The organism is Rahnella sp. NRRL B-41462 (assembly GCF_003263525.1).
Classification (GTDB): Bacteria; Pseudomonadota; Gammaproteobacteria; order Enterobacterales; family Enterobacteriaceae; genus Rahnella; species Rahnella aceris.
In genome coordinates this window covers 1-3,088 of sequence record NZ_JYDF01000020.1, presented here as the reverse complement: position 1 = coordinate 3,088, position 3,088 = coordinate 1, and the positions used below count along the sequence as shown (strand labels likewise).

1 rRNA gene is annotated in these 3,088 nt (G+C 52.2%); it reads right to left on the bottom strand.

From position 1 onward, the window contains the following. Nucleotides 1-31: 31 nt before the first annotated feature. Nucleotides 32-2,941: ribosomal RNA gene (locus tag UC14_RS06295) — 23S ribosomal RNA — on the bottom strand. Nucleotides 2,942-3,088: the final 147 nt, after the last annotated feature.

Genomic DNA, 3,088 nt, shown 5'->3' with positions numbered 1-3,088 from the left:
TCAAGTCTCTAAAAACACCTTTGGTGGTTGTAAGGTTAAGCCTCTCGGGTCATTTAGTACTGGTTAGCTCAATGCATCGCTGCACTTACACACCCAGCCTATCAACGTCTTAGTCTTAAACGTCCCTTCAGGTGGCTTAAAGCCACAGGGAAGACTCATCTCGAGGCAAGTTTCGCGCTTAGATGCTTTCAGCGCTTATCTTTTCCGCATTTAGCTACCGGGCAATGCCATTGGCATGACAACCCGAACACCAGTGATGCGTCCACTCCGGTCCTCTCGTACTAGGAGCAGCCCCTCTCAATCTTCCAACGCCCACGGCAGATAGGGACCGAACTGTCTCACGACGTTCTAAACCCAGCTCGCGTACCACTTTAAATGGCGAACAGCCATACCCTTGGGACCTACTTCAGCCCCAGGATGTGATGAGCCGACATCGAGGTGCCAAACACCGCCGTCGATATGAACTCTTGGGCGGTATCAGCCTGTTATCCCCGGAGTACCTTTTATCCGTTGAGCGATGGCCCTTCCATTCAGAACCACCGGATCACTATGACCTACTTTCGTACCTGCTCGAGCCGTCACTCTCGCAGTCAAGCTAGCTTATGCCATTGCACTAACCTCACGATGTCCGACCGTGATTAGCTAACCTTCGTGCTCCTCCGTTACTCTTTAGGAGGAGACCGCCCCAGTCAAACTACCCACCAGACACTGTCCTCACCCCGGATCACGGGGCCGAGTTAGAACATCAAACATTAAAGGGTGGTATTTCAAGGTTGGCTCCACGCAGACTGGCGTCCACGCTTCAAAGCCTCCCACCTATCCTACACATCAAGGCTCAATGTTCAGTGTCAAGCTATAGTAAAGGTTCACGGGGTCTTTCCGTCTTGCCGCGGGTACACTGCATCTTCACAGCGAGTTCAATTTCACTGAGTCTCGGGTGGAGACAGCCTGGCCATCATTACGCCATTCGTGCAGGTCGGAACTTACCCGACAAGGAATTTCGCTACCTTAGGACCGTTATAGTTACGGCCGCCGTTTACCGGGGCTTCGATCAAGAGCTTCGCCTTGCGGCTGACCCCATCAATTAACCTTCCGGCACCGGGCAGGCGTCACACCGTATACGTCCACTTTCGTGTTTGCACAGTGCTGTGTTTTTATTAAACAGTTGCAGCCAGCTGGTATCTTCGACTGGCTTCAGCTCCGGGAGCAAGTCCCTTCACCTACGCGCCAGCGTGCCTTCTCCCGAAGTTACGGCACCATTTTGCCTAGTTCCTTCACCCGAGTTCTCTCAAGCGCCTGAGTATTCTCTACCTGACCACCTGTGTCGGTTTGGGGTACGATTTCGTGTTACCTGGAGCTTAGAGGCTTTTCCTGGAAGCATGGCATCAGCTACTTCACCACCGTAGTGGCTCGTTATCACGCCTCAGGGTTGATATGCAACCGGATTTACCAGGTCACACCCCCTACACGCTTGAACCGGGACAACCGTCGCCCGGCCAGCCTAGCCTTCTCCGTCCCCCCTTCGCAGTAACACCAAGTGCAGGAATATTAACCTGCTTCCCATCGACTACGCTTTTCAGCCTCGCCTTAGGGGTCGACTCACCCTGCCCCGATTAACGTTGGACAGGAACCCTTGGTCTTCCGGCGTGCGGGTTTTTCACCCGCATTATCGTTACTTATGTCAGCATTCGCACTTCTGATACCTCCAGCAAACCTCACAGTTCACCTTCGACGGCTTACAGAACGCTCCCCTACCCAACAACGCCTAAGCGTCGCTGCCGCAGCTTCGGTGCATGGTTTAGCCCCGTTACATCTTCCGCGCAGGCCGACTCGACCAGTGAGCTATTACGCTTTCTTTAAATGATGGCTGCTTCTAAGCCAACATCCTGGCTGTCTATGCCTTCCCACATCGTTTCCCACTTAACCATGACTTTGGGACCTTAGCTGGCGGTCTGGGTTGTTTCCCTCTTCACGACGGACGTTAGCACCCGCCGTGTGTCTCCCGTGATAACATTCTTCGGTATTCGTAGTTTGCATCGAGTTGGTAAGCCGGGATGGCCCCCTAGTCGAAACAGTGCTCTACCCCCGAAGATGAGTTCACGAGGCGCTACCTAAATAGCTTTCGGGGAGAACCAGCTATCTCCCGGTTTGATTGGCCTTTCACCCCCAGCCACAAGTCATCCGCTAATTTTTCAACATTAGTCGGTTCGGTCCTCCAGTTAGTGTTACCCAACCTTCAACCTGCCCATGGCTAGATCACCGGGTTTCGGGTCTATACCTTGCAACTTGACGCCCAGTTAAGACTCGGTTTCCCTACGGCTCCCCTATTCGGTTAACCTTGCTACAAAATATAAGTCGCTGACCCATTATACAAAAGGTACGCAGTCACCCAACAAAGTAGGCTCCCACTGCTTGTACGTACACGGTTTCAGGTTCTATTTCACTCCCCTCGCCGGGGTTCTTTTCGCCTTTCCCTCACGGTACTGGTTCACTATCGGTCAGTCAGGAGTATTTAGCCTTGGAGGATGGTCCCCCCATATTCAGACAGGATGTCACGTGTCCCGCCCTACTCATCGAACTCACAACTTGTGCATTTTTGTGTACGGGACTATCACCCTGTACCGTGCGACTTTCCAGACGCTTCCACTAACACACAAACTGATGCTGGTTCTGGGCTCTTCCCCGTTCGCTCGCCGCTACTGGGGGAATCTCGGTTGATTTCTTTTCCTCGGGGTACTTAGATGTTTCAGTTCCCCCGGTTCGCCTCATTACACTATGTATTCATGTAATGATAATGTGTCGAAACACACTGGGTTTCCCCATTCGGGTATCGTCGGGTATAACGGTTCATATCACCTTACCGACGCTTTTCGCAGATTAGCACGCCCTTCATCGCCTCTGACTGCCTAGGCATCCACCGTGTACGCTTAGTCGCTTAACCTCACAACCCGAAGGTGTTTCCACCATCGCGCTGCGATTATTTGAGAGACTCTGTTACAGACTAATCCATCACTCAGTACTGCTACGGAGAGTGATGTTCAGCTGTAAACTTTCAATTTTCAGCTTGTTCCAGATTGTTAAAGAGCAA